The following is a 25,913-nucleotide window of genomic DNA, read 5'->3' on the forward strand; positions in this document are numbered from 1 at the left end:
GTGGGACGGCGGCTAGTGGGCCACGGCGGCTGCGCCGTGTTCGTCGATCAGGGCGCCGGTTTCGAAGCGTTCCAACGCAAACGGCTTGTTCAGCTTGTGCGGGGCGCCCGTGGCGATGGTGTGGGCGAACGTGAGTCCGGCAGCGGGGGTGGCCTTGAAGCCGCCGGTGCCCCAGCCGCAGTTCACGAACATGTTCTCCACCGGGGTGGTGCCCACGATCGGCGAGGCATCCAGCGTGGTATCCACGATCCCGCCCCAGGTCCGGAGCACGTGGGCCCGGGCAAAGATGGGGAAGAGTTCGACGGCGGCGGCCATCTGGTTCTCGATCACGTGGAAGGAGCCCCGCTGGCCGTAGCCGTTGTAGGAGTCGACGCCGGCGCCCATGACCAGTTCGCCCTTGTGGGCCTGGGAGACATAGACGTGCACGTGGTTGGACATCACCACGGTGGGGTGGACCGGTTCGTGCAGTTCGGAAACCAGCGCCTGCAGCGGGTGGGACTGGATGGGAAGCCGGAAGCCGGCCATTTCCGCCAGCACCGAGCTGTGGCCGGCGGCGCACAGGCCCACCTTTTCGGTGTTGATGGTGCCGCGGTTGGTCTTGACGCCCACCACGCGGTCGCCGTCCTTGAGGAAGCCGGTGACTTCGCAGTTCTGGATGATGTCCACGCCCAGTTCGTCGCACTTGCGGGCGAAGGCCCAGGCCACGTGGTCGTGCTTGGCGATGCCGGCGCGCGGCTGGTAGGTGGCGCCCATGACGGGGTAGCGGATGTTGTCGCTGATGTTGAGGATCGGGCAGAGTTCCTTGACCTGGTCCGGTTCCAGCCATTCAGCATCCACGCCGTTGAGCTTGTTTGCGCCCACGCGGCGGATGCTTTCGCGGACGTCGCCGAGGGTGTGGGCGAGGTTCATGACGCCGCGCTGGCTGAAGAGGAAGTCGTATTCGAGCTCCTCCGGCAGGATTTCCCAGAGCTTCAGGGCATGCTCGTAGATGGCTGCGCTCTCGTCCCAGAGGTAGTTGGACCGGATGATGGTGGTGTTGCGTGCCATGTTGCCGCCGGCCAGCCAGCCCTTTTCGAGGACCGCGATGTTGGTCATGCCGTGGTTCTTCGCCAGGAAGTAGGCCGTGGCCAGGCCGTGCCCGCCGCCGCCCACAATCACGGCGTCGTAGGAGGTCTTGGGCTCCGGGTTGCGCCAGAGGAAATCCGGGTGCTCGGGGAGCTGTTGGGTGCTCACTGGGCTGCTCCAATCATGTCTGATTCGAACGCGGCGATCTCGCCGCCGTCGTTCTGGGAAAGATGCGGGTACAGGGGGAATTGTTCGGCGAGGGCGGTCACCCGGGCTCGGAGTTCGACGACGGTTTGGTCACCAATGGTGCCGTTGGCAGCAGCGGCGATGAGCGCCGTCGCGATGATGTCCGCAACCTCGGCGAATTCCACGGCGCCGAAGCCGCGGGTGGCCAGGGCGGGCGTTCCGATCCGGAGGCCGGAGGAAACCATCGGCGGGCGGGGGTCGAACGGCACGGCGTTCCGGTTGACCGTGATGCCGATCCGGTGCAGGGCGTCTTCGGCCTGCTGGCCGTCGAGTTCGGAGTTGCGGAGGTCCACCAGGACCAGGTGCACGTCGGTGCCGCCGTTCACCACGGAGATGCCGGCTGCGGCGACGTCGTCGCGGAGGAGCCGTTCGGCCAGCAGCTTGGATCCCTGCAGCACGCGTTCCTGGCGTTCCTTGAATTCCGGGGTGCCGGCCAGCTTGAAGGCCACGGCCTTGGCGGCGATGACATGCTCCAGCGGGCCGCCCTGCTGGCCGGGGAACACTGCGCTGTTGATCTTGCGGGCGTATTCTTCCTTGGCCAGGATGACGCCGCCGCGGGGACCGCCGAGGGTCTTGTGCGTGGTGGTGGTGACGACGTCGGCGTACGGCACCGGGTTGGGGTGCAGCCCTGCGGCCACCAGGCCGGCGAAGTGCGCCATGTCCACCATCAGGTACGCGTCCACGAGGTCGGCGATGCGGCGGAACTCGGCGAAATCGAGCTGGCGGGAGTAGGCGGACCAGCCGGCGACGATCAGCCGCGGGCGGTGCTCCAGTGCCAGCGCTTCGACCTCGGCCATGTCGATCCGGAGGTCCGATTCACGCACGTGGTACGGGACCACGTTGTACAGCTTGCCGGAGAAGTTGATCCGCATGCCGTGGGTGAGGTGACCGCCGTGGGCCAGGTCCAGGCCCATGATGGTGTCGCCCGGGTTCAGCAGCGCGAACATGGCGGCGGCGTTGGCCTGGGCGCCGGAGTGCGGCTGGACGTTGGCGAACTCGGCGCCGAACAGGGCCTTCACCCGGTCGATGGCCAGCTGCTCAATGACGTCAACGTGCTCGCAGCCGCCATAGTAGCGTTTGCCCGGGTAGCCCTCGGCGTACTTGTTGGTGAGTACCGAGCCCTGTGCCTCCATGACTGCGGACGGGGCGAAATTCTCCGAGGCGATCATTTCCAGCGTCGACTGCTGGCGGCCCAGCTCATGGGCGATGGCCTGCTGGACCTCGGGATCGACTGCGGAAAGTCGCTCGTTCAACTGCTCAACCACGGATGCTCCTTTGAAATACCACTATTGCTATGACTGATATATCAGTGTGAGGTCAATGGTATGATTGGGGTCACACGAGAGTCAATAGCCGGGAGCAAAGTGGCACTGAGCTTCCGGTTGGTAGCGAAGAACGGAGCGGCACATTGAATGCACTTCCTGCACTGCCACCCGCCGAGGACGAAGTCCTGTCCCAGGCGGAGGCCGCGTACCGGCAGCTGCGCGACAAACTGATCATGCTGGAGATCAGGCCGGGCGAACCCATCAATGACGGCCAACTGGCGGCCGAGCTCGGATTCGGCCGCACCCCTGTGCGCGAAGCCATTAAGCGGCTTGAGGTGGACCACTTGGTGGTGTCCTATCCGCGCCGGGGAACCTTTGCCACCACCGTGGACTTCACGGAACTGGCCGACGTCTCGGAGGTCCGGGAGCTGCTGGAGCCGCTGGCGGCGCGAAGTGCAGCAACCAGGGCAAATGCCGCCATGCGCCGCGCACTGCTGGACGTCGCCACGATCATCGCGGAGCTTGATCCGAGCCCCGCCGAGTCCCGTGAGCTGATGCGCTACGACCTGACGGTGCACCGGCTGATCTACAAGGCGGCCGCCAACCCGCACCTGGAAGACACCCTGATCCGTTACGACAACCTGGCCACCCGCATCTGGTGCCTGGTCCTGGACAAGGTGCCTTCAGTGAGCGGCCACATCACCGAGCACGTGGAACTGCTCAAGGCAGTGGCCGCGGGCGACGCCGACAAGGCCGGAGAGCTGGCCCTGCACCACGTCACAAGCTTCGAAGAAACGATCCGCAAGGTGCTCTAAGCAGCACCCCTGCAGACGCTCTCTCGCTTTTCGCCGCAAAAGCCGAGGCGCTCTCTCACCTTTCGCCATAAAACCCGAGACGCTCTCTCACTTTCTTCAAGAAAGTAAGAGAGCGTCTCGTATAAAACAGCAGAAAGTGAGAGAGCGTCCTGGCTGCTTCCTAGTGGCCGCCGCCTCCGATCACTCCCGCTTCCACGGCCTTCGTGACAGCGTCCGCCTCGGCCTGTGTCAGCTTGCCGCCGGTGACAGCCTGGTCAAGCCGGGTCTTGAGTTCGGCCGCCCGTTCGGCCTGGCCGGCCGTGCGGATTTCCTCCAGGGCCGCGGTGACCTTTGACTCCTCGACACCGAGCGACTCAGCCAGGGCCTTGGCCATCGCCGCGTCCATCGCGGTACGGTCCGGTTTGGTGCCGTCGGCTGGCTTGGTGCCCTCGGCCGGTTTGTTGGCATCCCGGAAAGCCTGAAGCGCCTCGGTCACCTTGGACTCGTCCACGCCAAGCTTGGTGGCCAGGTCGGCAGCCAGCTGGCCGCGGTCGCCGCCCTTGTGACCCCCGCGCATGCCGCCGTCAGTGGCGGTTGATCCGTCGGTGGACGCTGTGCCCTGGGCCGTTGCGCTGGGGCTCGGGGTTTCGGCCGCCGAGGCCATCCCGGTGACTCCCAGTCCGGCGCCGAGCGCCAGTGCCCCGGCCGTCAGGCCGAGCGTGATTCTCTTCGTGCGTGACATCTGATGTCTCCTCGATCCGCCGCGTGAACGGCTCTTTGGGTAGAACGGCCGGTTTGCACCGTCCTTCACTCAAAGATGCAGCGCCAAGGTAAGGCGTTGCTGTTCGGATCCTGTCGGCAGGCTGTGAATGCGGGCCGGGAGAGCACGTGAATGGTCGAAGGCGTCCGGGCAGGGCGGGTCAGCCGTTCCTCTTCCAGCTCTTCGGCCACTTCACGTTCAGCAGCAGCAGGCCCAGCAGGAGCGAGTCCACTGTCATGATTGCGGCCATAAGGTAGGCCCAGCCGATCATCATGCGTTGTTCACCGCCAACCTGCGGCACGAAGTCTTGGCGGGCATCGATGGTCGCATGACAATCTCCTGACGTGGATCCCCCCAGTCAATCGATAGTCCATCAAGTGTGGCATGGCCGCAGACAGGACGGAACGGCCGGGACTACTCGAATTAAGCCGCCCTGACGCACAAGTGGGCGTACCGAACACTGGCGACCCCAGTGTTAGTGGCTGACGGCGTCTGCAGCTAAGTTGGTACAGGTCCGGAGACGATTTGGGGGAGCTGAATTGCGAACTTTTTGGGGAAAAGTGAGGCCTTGGTGGCCGGCCGCTGCCGCGGGTGCCGCCTATGTGGCAATGGGTCTCGTCGGCGCGGCTTTTACAAACACGGCTGAAAGGTCAGGCTGGGCAGTCGCCGTAGTGCTTGTCCTGCTGGCTTTATTTGTTGTCTTTTCTGTCGTGACGCTGATCCGGATTGTCCAGGGCATCGGTAGCCTTCGCAGAAGGGCCGGCTGGTTGACCAAGTCCGAGAAGCAGCAAAGAGCTGCACGTCAGGCATTCAGGGACGGACGCCGGCGGGCAATCGAGCTCAAGGCGCATTTGTTGGCTGGTGGCCACCCTTTTCTGCTTAGCACCTGGGACGTGATGCTTGAGCCCGATGAGGCACTGATCCTGGATGCCCCGATGACTTATTCTCGCTTCTACGGCACAGACGCGGTCTACAGCCACGTCTCGGGCTTTGCAGTGGGCCGCCCGGCCTGGGTGCTTGCCGCGATGGCAGGGCAGGCAATGGGCAACGCCTCGCGCCGTAATGCCGCCGTGGCCGCGGCCAGTCCGATGTGGCGCGAACACCAGACGTCGCGCACGCTCGTCACCGACCGCCGCATCCTCTGCCGCACCAGCACCGGGTGGCTGAGCTTCTACTACGCCGGTGTCTCCGTGAGCTACCCCAGCCCGGAGGAGTCGACTCTGGTACTGGAGTTCCACGACGCGGAACCCATTAGCTTGCACGGCTCGGAGGGTGCCTCGCTGTGCGTCCTGGCGACGGCTAGCCTCTACGGTCGCGATGCCCTGGCCCAGCACCCCGCACTGGAGTCGTTCCGGGAGCTGGAACCTGCCGAGGAATCCGCGGCGGGGCCGTCGACTCGGTAGGTTCCAGCTCTTCGTCGGCCTCGTTAGATAATCGCCGCACGCAGCTGTTTGGCGGCCAGTGCCGGATCCTCTGCACTGTAGATGGAGCCGCCGACGACGGCGACGTCCGCACCGGCACGCTGTACGGCTTCAATGGTGGAAAGGTTTACACCGCCGGCCACGGAAAACGGCACCCGGGCCTCCTCCCCTGCGCTAAGCAGCACGTTCAGGTTGTAGCCCGGCTTGGCCTGCTCATCGAGGCCTGCGTGGAACTCGATGAACTTGGCGCCGAGCGCACGGGCTTCCTTGGCGCGGGTGACTTTGTCCGCGACGCCGATCAGGTCAACAACGATGCCCTTATTGTGGGCCTTCGCCGCCTTCACCGCTCCGGCAATGGTGGAGTCGTCCGCGCTGCCGAGGACGGACACCAGGTCCGCACCGGCGCCGAAGGCGATCTCGGCTTCCAGCTCTCCGGCGTCCATGGTCTTCATGTCCGCGAAGACAATCTTGTCCGGGTGGGCTGTCTTGACGGCCGTGACGGCGGTCAAGCCGGCGTTCTTCACCAGCGGAGTGCCGAGTTCGATGATGTCAACGTATTCGGCAACCTTGCCCGCGAGTTCGAGGGCGGCTTCGACGGTCAGGACGTCCATGGCGACTTGCAGTTTCATGCGGTGTCTCTTTTCTGGTTGGGGTGGGGTCTCGATGGGGGTTGGTGGCTTATTCGAGGTTCGCGTGGCGCCGCCAGAGTTCCTCGGCAGCGGCCGCGTCCTCGTCCCAAAGGCTTTGGAAGACGGCTTCGGTGGTGGTGAACAGCACCTGTTCAAAGAGACTGCCCGAATACTGCCGTGACACGGCCGAGCCGTGGTCCGTCTTCCGGGCGGCCGGGATAAGTACGACGGCGGAAGCAACCGCCGCGAGCGGCGAACCGGCGTCGGTGGTGTAGACGGCGATCCGTGCGCCCTGGCCGGCCGCGGTTTCCGCCGCCTTGACGACGCCGGCCGTGGTGCCGGAACCGGAGGCGGCGAGCAGCAGGTCCCCTGCGCTGATGGCCGGCGTGGTGGTGTCACCGACCACGTGCACCGTCAGGCCCAGGTGCATGAGCCGCATGGCCGCCATCTTTAGGACGAGCCCGCTGCGGCCGGCTCCGGTCACGAAGATCCTGCTGGCCAGCCGGAGCTCGGTAACGAGCGCCGCTACCTGATCCGGGTCAACGCGCCCGGATACTGCCCTGATTTCCTCCTGGACCAGTTCCCTGTTGCGGCCAAAGGCCCGGGACGCACCGGCCGGAACTGCCGGATCGGTTTCGGCGATGACACTCATCGGCTGGTTCCTCCTTCACGAAAGCAGCTACCTGTCCATCGTCACCCGCCAGCCGGGTGGGTCCAACGCCATCATCGGACGGTCTTAACTACCCAAAGGGATAGGTTGAGACCCGCGCAGACGTACACTGGGCAGGTGAATGCCTCCGACACATCCCTGCTGGAAGCCGTTGCCGGCCTGGCCACAGCACCACTGGCCACCATTGCCCAGCGGCTGCGGGAGGCCACCCTCCCCTATCTGGGAAGCAGCGCCCTGGTCATCTTCACGGAGGACTGCACGGGACGCCCGCAGAAGAAGGCCGGTGACGAGTCGATCATCAGCCGGGTCTCCATCGCCGAGCTGGACCTCATCCGGGCATCGCTTTCCGCTGCAAGTGAAGGGTTGCCGGGTGGCCGGTGGCAGGGTAACACCGTGCTCGGCGGCAAGGAACATCCGGTTCTCGCCTTGTCTTCACCGAGCAACGCCCTGCTGGTCCTTGCTGATCCGCAGCCGCTGCCGGACCCGATCCGGCACGAAGCGGCAGATCGCATGCTCCGCTACCTGTGGACGCTGGCAGCGGAGCGGATCAGGGAAAAGGTTGCGGACGCGCCGCCGTCGTACCTCATCGAATCCCGCGCGGCCTCGGCCGAGCGGGTGAGGGTAACGGCGGAACTGGTGGACCACCACTCCACCACCCTCGAAACCCTGCTCGCCGCGCTGCGGTCGCCCGCCTTAAGCGACGACGCAGCACGAAAGTCCGCCACCGACGTCGCCGCCAGGGCGTTGGTGGGACTACGCACCCTCAGCGACCGCACCACCGACCTCGTGGAGGAACCGGTGGCCACGGCGTTCCAGCGGCTCCGCGAGGACCTGAAGCCGCTCATGAACTTCAGCGGCATCGACGTCCAGTTCATCGAGCCGCCTGTGAACGGCCGCGCCCTGCCGGGCGAAGTGGCGCACGCGGCCCGCGCGATCGTCCGCGGGCTGGTCCTTGCCATGGTGGACCAGGCGGGAGTGCGGCGGATCCGTACGCAATGGGATTGCGACGGCGAGAACCTGCTGGTCAACGTCCGCGACGACGGACCCGGCGAACGCTCCGCGGCCGCACCCGCCATGGCCCGCCTCGCCCAGCGGGTGGAAGCACTCGACGGCAGCATGTCCGTGGAGGTGATGCCCGGCTGGGGTGCCGACGTCGCCATCTCGCTCCCCCTTGATCCGCCTGCCCGCCCGCTGGCCGACGTCGCCGACTGGAAGCTCGGGGACCGAGAACTCGAGGTGCTCCAGCTGCTCGCCGCCGGACAGCGGAACCGTGCAATCGCAGCAAAGCTGCACATCAGCGAGAACACCGTGAAGTTCCACCTGCGCAACATCTACCGGAAAGTGGGCGCCACCTCCCGCACCGAAGCGATCGCCATGGCCCACAGCAACGGCGTGCGATAGGCATGGCAATCCAGGTCCGTCCGGCGGCCCGGTTCGAGGACGTAAAAACGATGGTGGGCCCCAAACGGCCCGACGCGACCGTGTGCTGGTGCCTGAGCTACCGCATCCCCTCCAAACAGAACCTGGCGCTGCGAGGCCCGGAACGCGGTGAAATCGTCAAGGAGTTGGTCCGGCAGGACCCGCCGCCGGGGGTTCTCGCGTACGACGGCGGCGAAGTGGTGGGCTGGGCCGCCGTCCATCCGCGCGCCGACACCAGCTTTGCCCGCAACCGCAAGATCCCGCACCTCGACGACCTCGATGTGTGGTCGGTGTGGTGCATCCGGGTGAGGCCCGGGCACCGCGGCAAAGGGATCTCCCACCACCTGCTCAAGGGCGCCGTCGAATTCGCCCGCAGCCATGGCGCCCCCGCCATTGAGGGCTATCCGGTGGACAACCAGGGCAGCCACGTGGACCTCACCATGGCCTACGTTGGCACGCGGAGCCTCTTCGAGCGGGCCGGGTTCACCATGGCTGCCCCCACTGACTCCGTGCTTAGTGGCTTTCCCCGGGTGCTGATGCGCCGGGACCTCCGTTGACGACCCCGCGCTTAAGGCAATGCCGCCTGACGCACCGGTCTCGGCATAGGATCGACTGTGTGGAACTAACCGAGAGGACGCTCTAGGCGGCCTTGTGGCGGGTAAGCAGGCCGCAGAAACTACTTGAGGGTATGGATCATGGCTTCGAAGAATGACCCTGAATCCGACGTCGACGCGGACTCGGGCCAGCACGGCGGCGTCCAGTCAGTGGACCGGGCAATGGCAGTCCTGGAGATCCTGGCGCGGGACGGCCATGCGGGCGTGAGCGAAATTGCCGAAGAGATGGGCATCCACAAGTCCACCGTCTCCCGGCTGATGGGTTCACTGGTGGCCAGGGAGATGGTCCACCAGAACAGCGAACGGGGCAAGTACCAGCTGGGCTTTGGCATCCTGAGGCTGGCGAGCTCCATCCCCGGACGGCTCAGCCTGGTCCGTGAAGCCCGGCCTGTGCTGGAAGGGCTGGCCGAGGAATTCAAGGAGACGGTGAATCTGGCCGTCCTGCGCTCAAACTACGCCGTCAACGTGGACCAGGCGATGGGCCCGTCCACACTGGCTACCTATGACTGGGTGGGCGGCCTGACCCCGCTCCATGCGACCTCGAGCGGCAAAGTCCTCCTGGCGGCGCTGTCCGCCGACGACCGGGACCGCATCCTGAAGGACACCGGGCTTCCGGCCCGTACGCCGCGGACCATCACCAACCGGGCCGAGCTGGAGAACCAGCTGATCGACGTGGCACGCGAAGGCTACGGCGTGGTCCGCGAAGAGTTCGAAATCGGCCTCAACTCAATGTCCGTGCCGGTGTACAACCACCTGGGCGCGGTGATCGGTGCGGTCAGCATTTCCGGGCCGGCCTTCCGTTTTGACCCGGAAAAAGCACCGGGCCTCCTCGAAGCGCTGAAACAGGCGGGACTGCAGATCAGCGCAAAGATGGGCTACACCCGCCGCTAAGGCATCAGGTCCAGGACGCCCCACGCCGGCAGCGTTCAGAGGTCCTCGTTGAGCCGGTCGGTGAGAATCCGGTTGGCGTTGAACTGCAGGATGCCGAGCGACTCCTTGATCAGGGGTGAGGCGATGCTGCCCCTGCGCACCGCTGCGACGATGCGGCGCGTGGGTTTCGTCTGACCGGTGATGCGTAACCGAACAACGTTTTCGGCACCATGCAAAGGCGCCAGCCGGGGCAGCAGGCCGACGCCCAGCCCCGCTCCCACGAACGCGATGTGGGTTTCCCATTCAACGGCTTCATGGGCGACCCGCGGCGTCACCCCGACTGCCGTGAACGCCGCGCTGAAGAGGGAATGGTACGTGGAACCGGCGGCCTCCGTAATCCAGGGTTCCGATGCCAGCTCTTCAAGCGTCGCTGTTTGGCGTGATGCCAGCGGATGGTCACCGGGAATGATCACGTCCAGTGGATCGTCGAGCAGAACTCTCTGCTCGAAGCGCGGATCGTCCTCACCATAACTGTCGGACTGCATGGCGACGATAACTGCAAGGTCGATTCGTTCCGCAATCAACAAGTCGAAGCAGCGGGCCGGTTCAGCCTCAAGAACCTGCACCTCCAGCAGGGGGCGTGTTGAGCGCAGGGTGGCGGCCAGCGGCGCGAGCAACTGGGCGGCTGCTGAGGAGAATCCGCCGAGGCCAAAGTGGGACTGCACCTGGTCGCCAGCCTCCATGGCTGCGGCGCGCAGGTTCTCCCATTGGGCAATGAGGGGATCCGAGCCCGCCACCAGAAAACGTCCCGTGGCGGTAAGACGCAGGCCCCGGCCGTCTTTCGTCAGCAGCTGCATTCCAAGCACCCGCTGGAGTTCCCGCAATTGCGCGGAGACGGCAGAGGGAGAATAGCCCGTGAGCTCCGCGGTCGCGCCTATGGTGCCGCACCGGGCGAATACGCGGAGTGTGATGAGCCTCGGATCGATCATGCATCTATTCTGCATGGTTATCCTCAAAATCTTGCGCTTTTGTTGCAGCTGACGTGACTCTAATCTCATTACAAGGTCTTCGACCACGCCGTTAGCACCCGTACACCCGTGGTCAACACGCAACACCCACTACCCATGCCTCCCGGGAGGAAACCCATGACTGCTTCAGTGAACGTCCCCCTCAATTCACGCGGAAAACTCGCTGCATCCTTGCCGGCCGAGCAGCTGGCAGAAATTACCGCGTTGTTTGAGTTCCGGCGCACCGGCTACTCCCTCGATGCCCCTTTCTACACCGATCGCTCGATCTTCAACATCGACATGGAGGCCATTTTCGGCCAGCACTGGATCTTTGCCGCCAGCACCGCCGAACTGCCGGAGCCGGGCGACTACGTCACAGTCGACTACGGGCCCTACTCCCTGATTGTGCTGCGCAACGACGACGGCGCCGTGAACGTCCTGCACAACGTTTGCCGCCACCGCGGCGCGCGCGTTCTCACTGAAGCTGCCGGGTCAACCGGAAACCTGGTCTGTGGCTACCACTCCTGGACCTACTCCCCGGAGGGCAACCTGATCCATGCCTCCGCGCCGGGTGAAACGAAGTTCGACAAGAGCTGTTTCGGCCTCAAGCGTGCCCACGGCCGCGAGGTCGCCGGACTTATCTTCGTCTGCATCGCGGATGAACCGCCGACGGACTTCGACGAAACCGCAAAGATCTTCGAGCCCTACCTGGCGCCCCACGATCTCTCGAAGACAAAGATCGCCTACCAGCAGAACATCATCGAAGAGGGCAACTGGAAGCTCGTCATGGAGAACAACCGTGAGTGCTACCACTGCGACGGCCACCCGGAGCTCGCCTGCTCCCTCTTCCCCACCTGGGGCCTGACGGAGGGCCTGATCCCGCCCCATCTTGAGGAAGTGTGGAACCGGAACAAGGAGGCTCAGTCCTCCCTCGAGGAGCGTTGCCGCCGCTACGGCCTTCCCTACGAGGTGGTCGAGCAGCTTGACACGCGCATCGCCGGAATCCGCATCTCGCGGGAATCACTCGATGGAGAGGGTGAATCGTTCTCTGCCGACGGTCGGAGGCTTTCAAAGAAGCTCCTCGGTGACTTGCGCGACTTCCGCCTTGGCCGCTGCTCGATGCACCTGCAGCCCAACAGCTGGTTCCATTTCCTCGGCGACCACGTCATCACGTTCGGCGTCTTCCCCATCAACGAACACCAGAGCCTGGTACGCACCACTTGGCTTGTGGCTGACGACGCCGTGGAAGGCGTCGACTACGACCTGGAAAAGCTCACCTACACCTGGAAGCAGACGAACCTGCAGGACAAGGCGTTCGTGGAGCTCTGCCAGCAGGGTGCGGGCAGTCCCGCCTACGAGCCCGGTCCGTACATGAAGAGCGAATACCAGGTCGAGGCATTCATCAACTGGTACGTGCAGCGCGTGCAGGAGCACTTGGCGTGATTGAACTCCTCACTGAAACGGCAATCCAGGAACCACAGCGTATTCGCGGTCTTGAGATGCCCTGGAACAGGGTGATGGGAAGCACTGAGACACCCGCCCGGGCCGCCCGTGCTTTGGGCCCATGGCATCCGCAGGAGTTCATGGCCGAATGCGTCGAGACTATTCCCGAGGCCGGCGCCATGATGACCTTCGTGTTCCGCCGCTGCGACGGTGCGCCCCTGGCGTTCCGTGCCGGCCAGTACGTGAACGTCGCATTTCCCGTGAATGGCGAGGACCAGGAACCGGTGGACCGCAGCTACTCGCTGTCCAGTTCGCCCACCGAGCCGTGGACCTTCAGCATTACCGTCAAGTGCGACCCCACGGGACTGGTCTCGCCCTGGGTGCACGAGAACGTCAGACCCGGCACCGTTCTTGAGATGCTGGGACCGGTGGGAGCATTCCACCTGCCCGATGCCGACCGACGGGCACGGTATCTCCTGCTTGCTGCCGGCGCAGGCATCACTCCCATCATGTCCATGGTGCGGACCATCCACTCCCTGCCCGGACACGCCGATGTTGTGGTGCTCTACCACGGATCGGATGCTGGAGGCTTTGCCTTCCACCGGGAACTGGCCTATATCGCCTCCGTGGACTCGCGCGTCAAGGTCCACTACTCCCTGGGCGACCGCAGCGTGCCGGAGGGGTGGGAAGGGCTCAGCGGACGGCTGACGGCGGCCATGCTCGAGGAGGTGGCCCCCGATGCCAACGGCCGCCAGGTGTACGCCTGCGGTCCCGAGGGTTACCTGAATACCGCCACCGAGCTCCTCCAAAAGGTCGGCGTCGATGACACTTCCATCTATATGGAGTTCTTCTCGGGAGACCGCCAGACGCTCCTTGAATACCAGGCGGAGGTGGCGTTTGCAGCCGACGTCGCGGAGGAGATCGCCGAGGAGATCGCAGAATCCGCCGAGGACTACTTTGAAAGCCAGCCCGCCGCATTTGGGCTCTACGAGCCCGGCTACGACGCCGACGGGACTCTGCAGGCCTCGGGGTTGCCGCTGGAAATCAGCGACCCGGAGGCACCCGGGTCCGACCCCGCCGTCGACAGCCCGGGCCTGGAGCCGGAAGCCGGCTCCCCTGACGCCTCGAGCTTCAGCACGGTGGGGACAGGCAGCCTCACCATGTCTTTCATGCGTACCGGCATCAATGTCCGGATCGATCCCACCGAGCGCATCCTCGAGGTGGCCCAGCGTGCGGGCGTCAGGATTGGCGCGAACTGCAAGGAAGGCATGTGCGGCTCCTGCAAGGTCGTCAAGCTTTCAGGGGAGATCGAGATGAACCACCAGGGAGGGATCCGGGCGCGGGAAATCTCTGCGGGGAAGTTCCTGCCCTGCTGCTCCACGGCGCAGACGGACCTGGTTATCGATGCCTAGCCCCTGTCCCGGTCCACTGTCAAGGCGCAGCCGGATTCCCTGAAATAGGGCTTAAGACTTCAGAAAACCTTGACAGCCGACTGTGATGCGGACCACTCTGTTGCTTATGGCGAGACGTGTTGATCTTTACGGAACAACCGCCGCGATGGAGCAAAGCTCACCTTGAACAATGAAATGCCAGGAAGGCCCCGATCTTCCGCCCGGCTTGGGGACGCCGGAGTACAGCTTCAGCCCATGAATTCAAACCAAAGGACTTGACATGGCTTTGAACAGCGACATCCGCTCGGATGCCCACCCCCGCCTTGAGCTGGAGGAGCCCAAGCTCCTTCCTGCACCCGAGAACTCTCCTTCCTCCCACGATTCACACGATGCCGAGGACACCGAACAGATCATGCAGGAACTCCGCCAGACCAAAGCCGAGCAGGCTGTGGCAGAGCGGCGGAACCGCAAACTCACCCTCGACAAGGCCACCTTCGGCATCACCGGGGTCCTGGCCCTGGCCTTCGTGGCGTGGGGCTTCCTGGGCCGGGACAGCCTGGCCGCCACGTCAACAGCCGCCCTCGACTGGGTAATGGAGTACACCGGCTGGCTCTTTATGGTCCTGGCCTCGCTTTTCGTTGTTTTTGTGCTCTGGCTGGCCCTGGGCAAGTGGGGCAACATTCCCCTCGGCAAGGACGGCGAGAAGCCCGAGTTCCGGACCGTGTCATGGATTGCCATGATGTTTGCGGCCGGCATGGGCATCGGCCTGATGTTCTACGGTGTGGCCGAGCCGCTGTACCACTACATCTCCCCGCCGCCTGGAACGGTGGACGGACGGACGCCGGCAGCCATCCAGACGGCCATGGCCACCTCCATCTTCCACTGGACCCTGCACCCCTGGGCAATGTACGCCGTCGTCGGCATTGCCATGGCCTACGGCACCTACCGCCTGGGCCGCCGCCAGCTGATCTCGGCAGCGTTCACGTCGCTGTTCGGCATCAGGACGGTGGAAGGGCCGGTGGGCAAGTTCATCAACATCCTGGCGATCTTCGCCACGCTCTTCGGCACGGCGGCTTCCCTGGGTCTCGGCGCCCTCCAAATCGGCAGCGGCCTGACCTCGAACGGCTGGATCGGCGAGATCGGCACACCGGTCCTGGTGGCCATCGTTGCCATCCTGACTGCGTGTTTCGTGGCCTCGGCGGTGTCCGGCATCAGCCGCGGCATCCAGTGGCTGTCCAACATCAACATGGTCCTGGCCGTTGTCCTGGCGCTCATCGTCTTCATCGCGGGGCCAACGCTGTTCATCCTCAACCTCATCCCGGCCGCGGTGGGCGACTACGCCAGGGACCTGGCCGAAATGTCCTCCCGCACCGAGGCCGTCGGTGACGAGGCCCTGCGCACCTGGATGTCCGGCTGGACTATCTTCTACTGGGCCTGGTGGGTGTCCTGGACGCCGTTTGTGGGCATGTTCATCGCCCGCATCAGCCGCGGCCGCACCATCCGGCAGTTCGTCACCGGCGTCCTCCTGGTACCCAGCATCGTCAGCGTCATCTGGTTTGGCATCTTCGGCGGAACGGCCTTCAAGATCCAGGAGGACGCGGACAAGGCAGGCACCGCCGGCCTCGTGTCCATGGCCAGCGGGTCACCGTCAATCGACTTTGACGGAGCTCTGTTCGACCTGGTGAAGAACATGTCCATGCCTGCCTGGCTCACCGCAGCAGTGGTGGTTCTCGCCATGGTCCTGGTGGCCATCTTCTTCATCACCGGAGCCGATTCCGCATCGATCATCATGGCATCCCTGAGCTCCAACGGGTCCTCCGACCCGAAGCGCGGCCTGGTCATCTTCTGGGGCCTGCTCACCGGCGCAGTAGCCGCCGTCATGATGCTGGCCGGCGGTGATGAACCCTCGGAGGCGCTCTCCGGCCTGCAGCGGATCACCATCGTGGCAGCCCTGCCGTTTGTGCTGGTCATGCTGCTGCTGTGCTTCGCCCTGGTCAAGGACCTGCGCCGGGATCCGCTGTCCCTCCGGCGCCGACTGGCGGACTCCGTAGTGGAGCGCGCCATTCGCAGCGGCGTGGACCAGCACGGCGGCGTCCAGTTCGATCTCGTTACCAAGCATCAGTGTGATCAGCGCTGTCCGGACGACGGCCGCTGCGCGGCTTCCCCCGCTGACACCCAAGCCCCCGCAAAGAATTAGGAGTAGACCATGACCACAGTCCTCGAAGGCCGCCCCACCGGTAACGCGACGGTGGAGGCCGGCGACGTTGCCCGCGTCCGCGGCACCGACACCGTACAGTATGTCCTTACCCTTGCGTGCCCGGAGCGCCCCGGAATCGTCCGGGCCATCACAGCATTCCTGGCTGATCGCGGCTTCGACATTGTTGAACACCAGCAGTTCGATGACCACATCAGCGGCAAGCTCTACCTGCGCACGGCCTTCACTCCGGGAGACAAGGAAGTTTCCGCGGAAGGCCTCAGCGCGGAGTTCGCCGCCATCGCCGATGAGTTCGACATGGAATTCGCCATCCACGATGGCCGCCCCCAGCGCCTGCTGGTGATGGTTTCCAAGTTCGGTCACTGCCTCAACGACCTCATCTTCCGCTGGCGCGCCGGAAGCCTGGGTGCGGAGATCGCCGTCGTGGTGTCCAACCACGAGGACCTTCGCCCCATGGCGGAAGCCGCCGGCCTGCCGTTCATCCACGTCCCGGTGACGGCCGCTACCAAGCCCGAAGCGGAAGCGCGCCTGCTGGAACTGGTGGCCGAGTACAACGCGGACCTGGTGGTGCTGGCACGCTACATGCAGGTCCTGTCCAACGACCTGTGCGCCAGCCTCCGCGGCCGCGCCATCAACATCCACCATTCCTTCCTGCCCGGATTCAAGGGGGCCAAGCCCTACCACCAGGCCTATGACCGCGGCGTGAAGCTCATCGGAGCCACCGCGCACTACGTCACCGCAGACCTGGACGAGGGACCGATCATCGAGCAGGAAGTGTTCCGGGTGGACCACAGCCTGGACCCGAATGCCCTGGTCACTGTAGGCAGGGACGCCGAATCGCAGGCACTCTCCCGGGCAGTCAAGTGGCATTGCCAGCACCGGGTCCTGCTCAACAACACCCGCACCGTCGTCTTCCGCTAACGCCAACGCCTCTTACGCAAAAACAGGAGAAACAACCCATGAGCGCATCACCACGCGTTGTCATTATCGGCGCCGGCATCGTCGGAACCAATCTTGCCGACGAACTCGCCACCCGGGGCTGGACCAACATCACGGTGGTGGAACAGGGCCCGCTGGAGCTTGCCGGCGGCTCCACGTCGCACGCGCCGGGCCTGGTGTTCCAGAACAACCCGTCACGGACCATGACCGAATTCGCCACCTACACGGTCAACAAGTTCCTCTCCCTGAGCAAGGACGGCCAGTCCTGCTTCAACCAGGTGGGCGGCCTGGAACTGGCAACTACCCCCGAACGCCTGGCCGACCTCAAGCGCAAGATGGGGGTGATGACCTCCTGGGGCGTCGAAAGCCGGATCGTCGACGCTGATGAATGCGAAAAGATCTACCCGCTGTTGAACACCGGTAAGCTCACCGGCGGCCGCGAGGTCCTGGGCGGCCTGCTCATCCCCACCGACGGCCTGGCCTTGGCCGCCCGCGCGGTGCAGTTGCTGATCGAGCGCTCCAGCGAGCGCGGCGTGACCTTCCTCGGCTCCACCACCGTGACCGGCATCGCCCAGGAGGACGGTAAGGTCACCGGCGTCGAAACGGCCGACGGCGTGATCCCGGCGGACATCGTGGTGTCATGCGCAGGTTTCTGGGGCCGTGAACTCGGCAAGATGGTGGGCCTGGAAGTCCCGCTGCTCCCGCTGGCCCACCAGTACGCCATCAGCACCCCGCTGCCCGAACTCGAGGGCGTCAACGAGCTCCCCAAGGGCGCCAGCAAGCCCATCCTGCGCTACCAGGACAGGGACCTGTACTACCGCGAATGGGGCGACCGCATCGGCATCGGCAGCTACGCCCACCGCCCCATGCCGGTGGACATGTCCGCCCTGCCGAAGGTCTCCGCAGAGGAAATGTCGGACCACCGCATGCCCTCCCGCCTGGAGTTCACCTTGGAAGACTTCCTGCCCGCTTGGGAGGACAGCCAGGACCTGCTGCCGGCCCTCCGCGGGGCCGAGATCGAGGACGGCTTCAACGGCATTTTCTCCTTCACCCCCGACGGCGGCCCGCTCATGGGCGAGTCCCCCGACCTTGCGGGGTTCTTCGTGGCGGAGGCCGTCTGGGTCACCCACTCGGCTGGTGTGGCCAAGGCCATGGCGGAGCTGCTCATCGAGGGCCAGCCCCGCACAGACCTGCACGGCTGCGAACTCACCCGCTTCGAGAAGGTCCAGACCAGCGACGAGTACGTCAGCGAAACCTCCCAGCAGAACTTCGTGGAAATCTACGACGTGCTGCACCCGCTGCAGCCCAAGGAATCCCCGCGGGACCTGCGGGTCAGCCCGTTCAACGTCCGGCAAAAGGAGCTCGGAGCGTTCTTCCTGGAGTCCGCCGGCTGGGAGCGCCCGCACTGGTTCGAGGCCAACCGCGGGCTGCTCGAGGAACTTCCGGCTGAGTGGCAGGCACCGGAGCGGGACGAGTGGGCCGCCATGTTTTCCTCCCCCATTTCGGCGGCCGAAGCGTGGAAGACGCGTACCGCCGTCGGGCTTTACGACATGACGCCGCTGAAGCGGCTGGGCGTCAACGGCCCGGGCGCCCAGGCTCTGCTGCAGCGGCTCAGCACGGGCAACATCGCCAAGAAGCCCGGCGCCGTTACCTACTGCCTGCTGCTGGAGCACGACGGCGGCATCCGCAGTGACGTGACCGTCGCCCGGCTCGCGGAGGAACAGTTCCAGCTCGGCGTGAACAGCAACGTGGACTTCGACTACCTCCGGGTCGAGGCCAGGAAGCAGTCGGCGGCGGATCCGGCGCAGTGGGTGCACGTCTCGGACATCACGGGCAGCACCTGCTGCATCGGGCTCTGGGGGCCGCTGGCACGCGAAGTGATCGGCAAGGTCAGCTCCGACGACCTGACCAACGACGGCCTGAAGTACTTCCGCACCAAGGAAATCTCCGTAGGGGGCATCCCGGTCACGGCCATGCGGCTCTCCTACGTCGGCGAGCTCGGCTGGGAGCTGTACACCACCGCCGAGTACGGACTGAAGCTGTGGGACCTGCTGTTCGAGGCAGGCCAGGAACACGGCATCATCGCGGCCGGGCGCGGCGCGTTCAACAGCATGCGGCTCGAAAAGGGCTACCGGCTGTGGGGCACGGACATGACCTCGGAGCACCACCCCTACCAGGCCGGCTTGGGCTTCTCGATTGCCAAGGACAAGACGGGCTTCGTGGGTTGTGAGGCCCTGGCCGCGCGGAAGGAACAGCCCGCGGACAAGGTGCTGCGGTGCCTGACCGTGGACGACGGCACCTCCCTGGTCCTGGGCAAGGAACCCGTGTACGTCAACGGCGAGGCCGCCGGCTATGTCACCAGCGCCGCCTACGGCTACTCGGTCCGCAAGCCCCTCGCGTACGCCTGGCTGCCTGCCGCGGTGTCCGAGGGCGACGCCGTGGAAGTTGAGTACTTCGGCCGGCGCATCGCGGCCACCGTCTCGGCCGAGCCGCTGTTCGACCCCGGCATGGAGCGGCTGCGCGGCTAGTTCGATGGCGGGTCAGGCGGCCGCACGCCCGTCCTGACCCTGTACTACGCCAGAACGACGGCGACACACCGGCACGTCCGGAGTGTCGCCGTCGTTCTCGGTTAAAGAGGGTCACGACGGCGGGCGGCGGGGCGGCGGGGGCGGGCGGCGGGGACGACGGCGGGCGGCGGGGCGGCGGGGCGGCGGAAGCGGCCGCTTAACCCGCGTAAGCGTCGGTTTCGCGCTGGAGGCGGCGGGTGATCATTTCCACCCGCTTGGACATGTGCGTGCCCACTTGGAGACGGTCGCCTGGCCAGCTGGACGCCTCCCGGGAGTCCTCCAGGGCCTTGGCCAGGGCGCGGGAAAGGGAGTACACCTTCCACGAATGCTTCAGGTAGTGCAGCGCCCGCCTCTTGTACCGGGGGGCTTCCCGCACCAGTCCGACGGCGGCCCGTGCCAGGGCTTCACCCAGCAGTTTCTCCCCGCTTTGAATTCGTTCCATGCGAACCTTCACCATCCCCGGTGCGCAGACTGACTCTTACTTGACCCTTCCCTTCGAGTGTGGCGAACGTAGCTCAGCGTCGGCTCAAAGAAATGCAAGGATTTGCTCAAGGTCCGGCCGGCGAGCCGACGGAGTATGTTGGGAAGCTGACGAAAGGTGGATCTCCATGACGGAACCGGACTGGGTAAAACACGCCATCTGGTGGCAGGTCTACCCCATAGGCTTCGTGGGGGCGGAGCAGTCCGCCGCGGAGCGGGCATCCAAGGCCCCGGCATCCAAGGAGCCGGCATCCAAGGAGCCGGGCCAGCCTGTGGCCCACCGGCTGGGCCAGCTGGTCCCCTGGCTGGACTACGTGCTGGAACTTGGAGCGTCCGGGCTCGCGCTGGGGCCAGTCTTCGCCTCGGAGACCCACGGCTATGACACCACGGACTACTTCCGGATCGATCCCCGGCTGGGCGATGACGCGGACTTTGACGAGCTCATCGCCCAGTGCCACGCCCGCGGGTTGAAGGTCCTGCTCGACGGCGTCTTCAACCACGTGGGACGCAGCTTCGGGGCGTTCCAGGATGTGCTCAGCGACGGCCCGGAAGCCCCGTCCGCGTCGTGGTTCCGCCTGCAGTGGCCGGACTCCGGATGGACGCCGGGCACCGAGCCCGGCTACGAGGACTTCGAGGGCCACCATCACCTGGTGGCGCTCAACCACGACGAACCGGGGGTCGCAGCCCTGGTCACGGACGTGATGAAGCACTGGCTAAGCCGGGGAGCGGACGGCTGGCGGCTGGACGCGGCGTACGCCGTGCCGCCGTCGTTCTGGGCCCCGGTGCTGGCTGAAGTGCGCCGCGAGTATCCGGAGTCCTATTTCGTGGGCGAGTACATCCACGGAGACTTCGCCGAGGAGGTGGAGCGGAGCACCCTCGACTCGGTCACGCAGTACGAACTGTGGAAGGCCGTCTGGAGTTCACTCAACGATGCCAACTTCTACGAACTCGCATCCGCGCTCGGGCGGCACAACGGGTTCCTGGACACCTTCGTGCCGCTCACGTTCGTGGGCAACCACGACGTCACCCGCCTGGCCAGCAAGCTGGCGAACCCGGACCAGCTGGCGCTGGCGCTGACCGTCCTGATGACCGTGGGCGGAACGCCCTGCATCTACTACGGCGACGAACAGGCTTTCCGCGGCATCAAGGAGGAGCGCGCCGGCGGAGACGACGCCGTCCGTCCGGCGTTCCCCGCCGGCCCCGCAGAACTGGCTGCGGCCGGCTGGCCGGTCTACCACCTGCACCAGGAATTGATCAGCCTCCGACGGCGGCATGCCTGGCTGCACCGGGCGCGCACCACGGTTCTGACGCTCAGCAACGAGCACCTCGTCTACCAGGTCCGTAGCGAGGGTAATGCAGGCGCCGGTAGCGCAGGCGACAGCGGCGCAGGCGCCGGCGGAGTGCTGACAGTCGCGCTGAACCTGTCCGGCACGCCGGCGGACCTGCCCGTGCCGTCCGGTTCGGGCGGGCTGCTGGCCGGGCGGGCCCACCGGCGTCCGGACCGGGACGCCGTGGGCCTGCCCGGTTACGGGTGGGCAGTGCTCGGAGAGGGCTAGCTCTCCTGGCCGGTCCTGTTAGCCGGCCGCCGCGGTAGCTGCCTCGCTGCGCCCAGCCGGGGCATCCGCCGCGGTTTCCGCGGGGTGCGGCACGAAACGGACGAACATTGCCTTGAAACCGGGGGTGTTGGATTCCCGCGCCACGTTTTCCTTATGAACCAGGGCGTTGGCCTCGGGGAAGTACGCCGCGGCGCAGCCCTTCGCCGTCGGGTAGGCCACCAGCCGGAACTTGTCCGCCTGCCGGTCGTTTCCGCGGAAGGTGCTCACCACGTCCACCAGGTCCCGGTCCTTGAAGCCGAGTTCGGCCAGGTCCTCCGGATGCACCAGGATCACCCGGCGGCCGTCCGAGATGCCGCGGTACCGGTCATCCACGCCGTAGAACGTGGTGTTGTACTGGTCGTGGCTGCGGATGGTCTGGAGCACCAGGTGCCCTTCGGGCGGAGTCAGGTATTCCAGCGGGCTGACCGTGAACCGTCCGCGGCCGATGTCCGTCTTGAACGAGCGCGTGTCACGCGGCGGGTTGGGCAGCACGAAGCCGTTCTTGGTCCGGACCCTGGTGTTGAAGTCCTGGAAGCCCGGGATGACGCGGGAGATGTGGTCCCGGACCACGTCGTAGTCCGCGGCCATGGCCTTCCAGTCCACCGGGTGGTCCTCGCCGAAGGTGGCGTCGGCCATCCGGGCGATAATCACCGGCTCCGCGAGCAGGTGGTCGGACACCGGGTGGAGCCTGCCCTGCGTGGAGTGGACCACGGACATGGAGTCCTCGACGGACAGGAACTGGGCCCCGCCCGGGTGCTTGTCGTCCTTGTCCGTCCGCCCCAGCGTGGGCAGGATGAGCGAGGTGCGGCCGTGCACCACGTGGGACCGGTTCGGCTTGGTGGACACATGCACGGTCAGGCCGATGCGCTGCATCCCGGCCTCGAGGGTCTCGGTGTCGGAGCAGGCCAGGGAGAAGTTGCCGCCCATGGACACAAAGACGTCCACGTCGTCGCGTTCGAACGCCTCCATCGCTTCCACGGCGTCGTAGCCGTGGCCGCGGGGTGACTGGATGTTGAACTCCCTGTCCAGCGCTTCGAGCAGCCATTCCTTCGGTTTCTCCCAGATGCCCATGGTCCGGTCACCCTGGACGTTGGAGTGTCCGCGGACCGGGCAGGCGCCGGCGCCGGGCTTGCCGAAGTTGCCCTGCAGGAGCAGGACGTTGACCATTTCCTTGATGGTGTCCACCGAGTGGGGCTGCTGCGTGACGCCCAGTGCCCAGCAGAAGATCGTGGCCTTGGACCGGATCAGCATCCCGGCCACGTCCTCGATCTGCTTCCGGGCCAGGCCCGTCGCTTTCTCGGTTTCGTCCCAGTCCAGCTCCCGGCGGGCGTCACGGTAGGCGTCGAAGCCGTCCGTCTGCGCGTCGATGAAGGAACGGTCGACGACGGAACCCGGGTTCCGCTCTTCCTCGGCCAGCAGCAGGTGGCCCAGGGCCTGGAACAGTGCCAGGTCCCCGCCCACCTTGATCTGCAGGTACTCGTCCGCCAGCGGCGTGCCGCCGCCCACGACGCCGGCGATGGTCTGCGGGTCCTTGAAGTTGAACAGGCCGGCCTCCGGCAGCGGGTTCACCGCCACCACCTTGCCGCCCTTGTCCTTGCACTCCTTCAGGGCAGAGAGCATCCGGGGGTGGTTGGTGCCCGGGTTCTGCCCGACCACGAAGATGAGCTCGGAATCGTGGATATCGTCCAGCGACACGGTGCCCTTGCCGATTCCGATGGTCGGGTTCAGCGCCGAGCCGGAGGATTCGTGGCACATGTTGGAGCAGTCCGGCAGGTTGTTGGTGCCCAGGGCCCGCGCAAACAGCTGGTACATGAACGCCGTCTCGTTCGCCGTACGCCCGGAGGTGTAGAAGACGCAGCGGTCCGGCGTGCTGGCCCGGATGTGTTCGCCAATCAGCTCAAAGGCCTCCGCCCAGGAGATCGGCGAATAGTGCGTTTCGCCTTCGCGGATCACCACCGGCTCGCTGAGCCGGCCCTGGTTGCCCAGCCAGTACTCCGTTTTCCCTGACAGTTCGGCGATGGAGTGCTTCGCCCAGAACTCGCCGCCCACCGTGCGCAGCGTGTTCTCCTCGGCCACGGCCTTGGCGCCGTTCTCACAGAACTCCGCCGTCTTGCGTTTCTTGTCCGATTCAGGCCAGGCGCAGCCGGGGCAGTCGAAGCCTCCGCGCTGGTTCAGCCGGAGCAGCGAATGGGCCGTCCGGGCCACCCCGGCCTGCGCCACGGCGCGCTCGAGCGCCACCATCACAGCCTTGACGCCGGCCGCTTCCCGTTTCGGCGGGTGGACTTCAAGGTCGTCCTCGTTGATGTCCTCGACCGGGGCCGGCTGCCTGCCGAACTTGAGGGGTTTCACTGGCTTACCTTGGCCAGCGTCTCGCGCTCCGCGGCAATGGTGGTGCTGTCGCCGTGGCCGGTGCGGACCACCGTAGCGGCAGGCAGGGTCAGCAGCCGTTGGCGGATGGACGCGAGGATGGTGGGGTAGTCGCTGTAGGACCTGCCCGTGGCGCCCGGGCCGCCGTTGAACAGCGTGTCCCCGGTGAACACCGTCCCCTCGTCCTCGAGCTGGAAGCACGTGGACCCGGGCGAGTGGCCCGGGGTGTGGAGGGCGCGCAGGGTGGCCCCGCCCACCTGGAACACATCGCCGTCCGCGAGGTAGCGGTCCGGTTTGACGTCCGGATAGACCTGCTCCCACAGCACCAGGTCGTCAGGGTGCAGGTAGATCGGCGCGCCGACGGCCCCGGCCACGGCACGCGCCGCCCCGATGTGGTCGTTGTGCGCGTGCGTCAGCAGGATGGCCAGGACTTTCCGGCCGCGGACCTGGCTGATGATCGCCTCCGCATCATGCGGGGAGTCGATGATCACGCATTCTTCGTTGTTTCCCACGATCCAGACGTTGTTGTCCACATCCCAGGTGCCGCCGTCGAGCGAAAACGTGCCCGAGGTGACCAGGTTCTCGATGGTGACGCTCATACGGACGCCGCTTCCGGGGCGGTCTGGGCGGCGGCGACGGTTTCAGCGCCCGGGTGGATTTCGACCACGGAACGCAGCACCTTGCCCTCGTGCATCTTCTCGAAGGCCTCCTCCACCTGGTCAATGGTGATGCGTTCGGAGACAAACGCGTCCAGGTCCAGGTTGCCCAGCTTGTAATGCTGCACCAGCATGGGGAAATCGCGGGACGGCAGGCAATCGCCGTACCAGGAGGACTTCAGCGATCCGCCGCGGCCAAAGACGTCCAGCAGCGGCAGCTCAAGCTTCATGTCCGGCGTCGGGACGCCCACCAGCACCACGCGGCCGGCAAGGTCGCGGGCGTAGAACGCCTGCTTGTACGTTTCGGGGCGGCCCACCGCTTCAATCACGACGTCGGCGCCGTTGCCGCCGGTGAGTGCCCGGATGGCTTCGATGGGATCTTCCTTGCTGGAGTCCACTCCGTGGGTGGCGCCCAGGGACTTGGCCATTTCCACCTTGTTGGCGTCGATATCCACCGCGATGATCGTGGTGGCGCCAGCCAGCTTCGCGCCTGCGATGGCGGCAATGCCCACGCCGCCGCAGCCGATCACGGCGACGGATTCGCCGCGCTTGACCTCACCGGTGTTGATGGCGGCGCCAATGCCTGCCATCACGCCGCAGCCGAGGAGCCCGACGGCGGCGGGATCGGCGTCGTCGTCAACTTTGGTGCACTGCCCGGCGGCAACGAGCGTCTTCTCCGCAAACGCACCGATGCCCAGCGCGGGCGAAAGCTCAGTGCCGTCCTCCAGCGTCATCTTCTGCGTCGCGTTGTGCGTGTTGAAGCAGTACTGCGGCTGGCCCTTGGCGCAGGCGCGGCACTCGCCGCACACGGCGCGCCAGTTCAGGATCACGCGGTCGCCGGGGGCCACTTCGGTGACGTCCGGTCCCACCGCGCTGACCACGCCGGTAGCCTCGTGGCCCAGCAGGTAGGGGAAGTCCTCACCGATGCCGCCCTGCTTGTAGTGCAGGTCCGTGTGGCACACCCCGCACGTGAGGATGTCCACCAGCGCTTCACCCGGCCCCGGGTCCGGCACCAGGATGGTCTCCAGCGAAACCGGAGCGTTCTTCTCCTTGACGACAACGGCTTTTACTTTGTGAACCATGATTCTTGTGTTCCTTTCCTGAGCCCGGGGGGCTCGCTGGCAACGGCACCCATTGCCAATCTAGCTGACTCGTTGCGGTTCCAAATCTTCTTCCAGCGGCTCAAGGCCCTGATCGGCGCCCTGTCCGGCGCCCGAAACCCGGACCTGATCCGGGCCTGGGACGGCGGCGTGCGCTGCTGCCTGGGCTGCGGCGGGCACTGCGGCGTGCTCAGGATCTACAAATTGCGCATTACACAACACGATGCGCACAGCGCGTACTGGAAATATGACAGTCGTCACACGGGGGTGTCAATAGACCGCCGGAGTACTACGTCCCGGGGTCCATCGCGGCGTCGCAACAGGCTTCTGCGCGATGCAACAAAACGCAACTGCGTCGCTTTCAACGCAACCAATTTTCCACACCCAGGTTCCTCAGGTG

22 protein-coding genes are annotated in these 25,913 nt (G+C 65.7%); 11 read left to right on the forward strand and 11 right to left on the reverse strand.

All coding sequences use genetic code 11. The features are described 5' to 3' along the window. Positions 1-12 precede the first annotated feature (12 nt). Together ACFVWT_RS11465 and glyA are read right to left on the reverse strand one after the other, a co-directional pair. Positions 13-1,233, reverse strand: coding sequence for a sarcosine oxidase subunit beta family protein (locus ACFVWT_RS11465; protein ID WP_390247938.1), 1,221 nt, complete (start codon positions 1,231-1,233; stop codon positions 13-15). Then, positions 1,230-2,576, reverse strand: coding sequence for a serine hydroxymethyltransferase (gene glyA, locus ACFVWT_RS11470; protein ID WP_390247939.1), 1,347 nt, complete (start codon positions 2,574-2,576; stop codon positions 1,230-1,232). The genes ACFVWT_RS11465 and glyA overlap by 4 nt, the downstream gene beginning before the upstream one ends. A gap of 143 nt (positions 2,577-2,719) precedes the next feature. Here glyA and ACFVWT_RS11475 point away from each other — a divergent pair, with 143 nt between their 5' ends. Next, positions 2,720-3,391 (forward strand): GntR family transcriptional regulator, encoded by a 672-nt coding sequence (locus tag ACFVWT_RS11475; RefSeq protein WP_390247940.1) that lies wholly within the window; start codon positions 2,720-2,722, stop codon positions 3,389-3,391. Positions 3,392-3,551: 160 nt separating this feature from the next. Here the strand turns inward: ACFVWT_RS11475 and ACFVWT_RS11480 are convergent, their stop codons facing one another. Together ACFVWT_RS11480 and ACFVWT_RS11485 are read right to left on the reverse strand one after the other, a co-directional pair. After that, the gene (locus tag ACFVWT_RS11480) at positions 3,552-4,112 is read right to left on the reverse strand and encodes a hypothetical protein (RefSeq protein ID WP_390247941.1); all 561 of its coding nucleotides are present in this window, start codon (positions 4,110-4,112) and stop codon (positions 3,552-3,554) included. Positions 4,113-4,290: 178 nt separating this feature from the next. After that, positions 4,291-4,431, reverse strand: a complete 141-nt coding sequence (locus ACFVWT_RS11485) for a hypothetical protein (protein WP_354298644.1) — start codon at positions 4,429-4,431, stop codon at positions 4,291-4,293. Positions 4,432-5,023: 592 nt separating this feature from the next. Here ACFVWT_RS11485 and ACFVWT_RS11490 point away from each other — a divergent pair. Next, positions 5,024-5,533 (forward strand): hypothetical protein, encoded by a 510-nt coding sequence (locus ACFVWT_RS11490; protein WP_390247942.1) that lies wholly within the window; start codon positions 5,024-5,026, stop codon positions 5,531-5,533. A gap of 23 nt (positions 5,534-5,556) precedes the next feature. Here the strand turns inward: ACFVWT_RS11490 and hxlA are convergent, their stop codons facing one another. Further along, positions 5,557-6,180, reverse strand: coding sequence for a 3-hexulose-6-phosphate synthase (gene hxlA, locus ACFVWT_RS11495; RefSeq protein WP_390247943.1), 624 nt, complete (start codon positions 6,178-6,180; stop codon positions 5,557-5,559). A gap of 49 nt (positions 6,181-6,229) precedes the next feature. Next, entirely contained in the window at positions 6,230-6,832 is a 603-nt protein-coding gene (gene hxlB / locus ACFVWT_RS11500) for a 6-phospho-3-hexuloisomerase (RefSeq protein ID WP_390247944.1), read from the reverse strand. A gap of 135 nt (positions 6,833-6,967) precedes the next feature. Here hxlB and ACFVWT_RS11505 point away from each other — a divergent pair, with 135 nt between their 5' ends. The 3 genes from ACFVWT_RS11505 (at position 6,968) to ACFVWT_RS11515 (ending at position 9,774) form a co-directional block, all read left to right on the forward strand. Beyond that, the gene (locus ACFVWT_RS11505; RefSeq protein ID WP_390247945.1) at positions 6,968-8,251 is read left to right on the forward strand and encodes a LuxR C-terminal-related transcriptional regulator; all 1,284 of its coding nucleotides are present in this window, start codon (positions 6,968-6,970) and stop codon (positions 8,249-8,251) included. Positions 8,252-8,253: 2 nt separating this feature from the next. Continuing rightward, a complete protein-coding gene (locus tag ACFVWT_RS11510) occupies positions 8,254-8,826 on the forward strand; it encodes a GNAT family N-acetyltransferase (protein WP_390247946.1) in 573 nt (190 codons plus the stop codon). A gap of 138 nt (positions 8,827-8,964) precedes the next feature. Beyond that, complete coding sequence (locus ACFVWT_RS11515; RefSeq protein WP_390247947.1) at positions 8,965-9,774, forward strand: IclR family transcriptional regulator; 810 nt, start codon at positions 8,965-8,967, stop codon at positions 9,772-9,774. A gap of 35 nt (positions 9,775-9,809) precedes the next feature. Here the strand turns inward: ACFVWT_RS11515 and ACFVWT_RS11520 are convergent, their stop codons facing one another. Continuing rightward, entirely contained in the window at positions 9,810-10,742 is a 933-nt protein-coding gene (locus tag ACFVWT_RS11520) for a LysR family transcriptional regulator (RefSeq protein ID WP_390247948.1), read from the reverse strand. 156 nt (positions 10,743-10,898) lie between these two features. Between ACFVWT_RS11520 and ACFVWT_RS11525 the strand changes: the two genes are divergently transcribed. The 5 genes from ACFVWT_RS11525 to ACFVWT_RS11545 all read left to right on the forward strand — a co-directional run bounded on the left by ACFVWT_RS11525 (position 10,899) and on the right by ACFVWT_RS11545 (position 19,276). After that, the gene (locus ACFVWT_RS11525) at positions 10,899-12,203 is read left to right on the forward strand and encodes an SRPBCC family protein (protein WP_390247949.1); all 1,305 of its coding nucleotides are present in this window, start codon (positions 10,899-10,901) and stop codon (positions 12,201-12,203) included. Beyond that, a complete protein-coding gene (locus tag ACFVWT_RS11530) occupies positions 12,200-13,615 on the forward strand; it encodes a ferredoxin reductase (protein WP_390247950.1) in 1,416 nt (471 codons plus the stop codon). The genes ACFVWT_RS11525 and ACFVWT_RS11530 overlap by 4 nt, the downstream gene beginning before the upstream one ends. Positions 13,616-13,874: 259 nt before the next feature. Further along, on the forward strand, positions 13,875-15,791 hold the full coding sequence (locus ACFVWT_RS11535) for a BCCT family transporter (RefSeq protein ID WP_390247951.1): 1,917 nt from the start codon (positions 13,875-13,877) through the stop codon (positions 15,789-15,791). 9 nt (positions 15,792-15,800) lie between these two features. Next, positions 15,801-16,730, forward strand: coding sequence for a formyltetrahydrofolate deformylase (purU, locus tag ACFVWT_RS11540; protein ID WP_390247952.1), 930 nt, complete (start codon positions 15,801-15,803; stop codon positions 16,728-16,730). 38 nt (positions 16,731-16,768) lie between these two features. Further along, on the forward strand, positions 16,769-19,276 hold the full coding sequence (locus ACFVWT_RS11545; RefSeq protein ID WP_390247953.1) for an FAD-dependent oxidoreductase: 2,508 nt from the start codon (positions 16,769-16,771) through the stop codon (positions 19,274-19,276). A gap of 196 nt (positions 19,277-19,472) precedes the next feature. Here ACFVWT_RS11545 and ACFVWT_RS11550 read toward each other — a convergent pair whose 3' ends face one another. After that, positions 19,473-19,757 carry a hypothetical protein gene (locus ACFVWT_RS11550; protein WP_390247954.1) on the reverse strand — a complete coding sequence of 95 codons (285 nt, stop codon included), beginning with the start codon at positions 19,755-19,757 and terminating at the stop codon, positions 19,473-19,475. Between the two features lie 166 nt (positions 19,758-19,923). Here ACFVWT_RS11550 and ACFVWT_RS11555 point away from each other — a divergent pair, with 166 nt between their 5' ends. Continuing rightward, entirely contained in the window at positions 19,924-21,351 is a 1,428-nt protein-coding gene (locus ACFVWT_RS11555; protein WP_390247955.1) for an alpha-amylase family protein, read from the forward strand. 18 nt (positions 21,352-21,369) lie between these two features. Here the strand turns inward: ACFVWT_RS11555 and ACFVWT_RS11560 are convergent, their stop codons facing one another. The 3 genes from ACFVWT_RS11560 to ACFVWT_RS11570 are packed head-to-tail and all read right to left on the reverse strand — an operon-like array spanning position 21,370 to position 25,495. Next, a complete protein-coding gene (locus ACFVWT_RS11560; RefSeq protein ID WP_390247956.1) occupies positions 21,370-23,739 on the reverse strand; it encodes an FdhF/YdeP family oxidoreductase in 2,370 nt (789 codons plus the stop codon). Then, a complete protein-coding gene (locus ACFVWT_RS11565; protein WP_390247957.1) occupies positions 23,736-24,356 on the reverse strand; it encodes an MBL fold metallo-hydrolase in 621 nt (206 codons plus the stop codon). Before ACFVWT_RS11565 ends, ACFVWT_RS11560 begins: the two co-directional genes overlap by 4 nt. Further along, positions 24,353-25,495 (reverse strand): S-(hydroxymethyl)mycothiol dehydrogenase, encoded by a 1,143-nt coding sequence (locus tag ACFVWT_RS11570; protein WP_390247958.1) that lies wholly within the window; start codon positions 25,493-25,495, stop codon positions 24,353-24,355. Before ACFVWT_RS11570 ends, ACFVWT_RS11565 begins: the two co-directional genes overlap by 4 nt. Between the last annotated feature and the right edge of the window lie 418 nt (positions 25,496-25,913).

The sequence above is a fragment of the Arthrobacter sp. NPDC058288 genome (assembly GCF_042880995.1).
Classification (GTDB): Bacteria; Actinomycetota; Actinomycetes; order Actinomycetales; family Micrococcaceae; genus Arthrobacter.

Excerpts from the sequence above, each read along its gene's own strand:
- ACFVWT_RS11535 (WP_390247951.1), top strand. The coding sequence starts at position 13,875 with ATGGCTTTGAACAGCGACATCCGCTCGGATGCCCACCCCCGCCTTGAG.
- purU (WP_390247952.1), top strand. The coding sequence starts at position 15,801 with ATGACCACAGTCCTCGAAGGCCGCCCCACCGGTAACGCGACGGTGGAG.
- ACFVWT_RS11545 (WP_390247953.1), top strand. The coding sequence starts at position 16,769 with ATGAGCGCATCACCACGCGTTGTCATTATCGGCGCCGGCATCGTCGGA.
- hxlA (WP_390247943.1), bottom strand. The coding sequence starts at position 6,180 with ATGAAACTGCAAGTCGCCATGGACGTCCTGACCGTCGAAGCCGCCCTC.
- ACFVWT_RS11510 (WP_390247946.1), top strand. The coding sequence starts at position 8,254 with ATGGCAATCCAGGTCCGTCCGGCGGCCCGGTTCGAGGACGTAAAAACG.
- ACFVWT_RS11525 (WP_390247949.1), top strand. The coding sequence starts at position 10,899 with ATGACTGCTTCAGTGAACGTCCCCCTCAATTCACGCGGAAAACTCGCT.
- ACFVWT_RS11565 (WP_390247957.1), bottom strand. The coding sequence starts at position 24,356 with ATGAGCGTCACCATCGAGAACCTGGTCACCTCGGGCACGTTTTCGCTC.
- ACFVWT_RS11550 (WP_390247954.1), bottom strand. The coding sequence starts at position 19,757 with ATGGAACGAATTCAAAGCGGGGAGAAACTGCTGGGTGAAGCCCTGGCA.
- ACFVWT_RS11555 (WP_390247955.1), top strand. The coding sequence starts at position 19,924 with ATGACGGAACCGGACTGGGTAAAACACGCCATCTGGTGGCAGGTCTAC.
- ACFVWT_RS11520 (WP_390247948.1), bottom strand. The coding sequence starts at position 10,742 with ATGATCGATCCGAGGCTCATCACACTCCGCGTATTCGCCCGGTGCGGC.
- ACFVWT_RS11570 (WP_390247958.1), bottom strand. The coding sequence starts at position 25,495 with ATGGTTCACAAAGTAAAAGCCGTTGTCGTCAAGGAGAAGAACGCTCCG.
- ACFVWT_RS11480 (WP_390247941.1), bottom strand. The coding sequence starts at position 4,112 with ATGTCACGCACGAAGAGAATCACGCTCGGCCTGACGGCCGGGGCACTG.
- ACFVWT_RS11515 (WP_390247947.1), top strand. The coding sequence starts at position 8,965 with ATGGCTTCGAAGAATGACCCTGAATCCGACGTCGACGCGGACTCGGGC.
- hxlB (WP_390247944.1), bottom strand. The coding sequence starts at position 6,832 with ATGAGTGTCATCGCCGAAACCGATCCGGCAGTTCCGGCCGGTGCGTCC.